At 49.7% G+C, this 503-nt stretch carries 1 protein-coding gene; it reads right to left on the minus strand.

The window, feature by feature from the left end; translation table 11 throughout:
- Positions 1–503: recombinase family protein (locus tag ODJ80_RS14065; RefSeq protein WP_263042559.1), on the minus strand; the 503-nt coding region annotated here is incomplete at both ends.

Raw genomic sequence — 503 nt, forward strand, 5'->3', positions numbered from 1 at the left:
AGTATCCACTTTCATATTGATTTTTTCCTGCATCATGGCAGCAAACTTCGGATTGCTCACCAGCTTTACAATGACTTCTGCCACGGCATCGTCCAGCAGTTCTTCCCGAATCTGCTTTTTGTAATCGCACTTATGCCCACGAATCATAGAGCGGTGCTTGCAACCGTAGTAGTAAAAATCCTTGTACTTGGTGCCGTCCGCTTTGTGCTTGATGCTTTTGTTCCCGTACATTCCGGCTCCGCAGACAGGACACTTTACAATGCCGGAGAGCAAATGTACGTGTTCATCCTTCCCACGGTTGACGTGTTCGTATTTCTTGGCCTGTGCCAGCAGCTTCACCTGCGCCGCCTGCCAGACTTCTTCCGAAACAATAGGCTCATGCAATCCTTCTGCCAGCAGGTAGTTGTCCTGCTCAACCAGCTTATACTCGTTCCTTGTGCCGCGCACTTTTTCCGTTTTGCGGCGTCCATAGGCAATCTTGCCGCAGTACACCGGATTTTTCA

The organism is Acutalibacter sp. LFL-21, from assembly GCF_025630755.1.
Lineage (GTDB): Bacteria > Bacillota > Clostridia > Oscillospirales > Acutalibacteraceae > Acutalibacter > Acutalibacter stercoravium.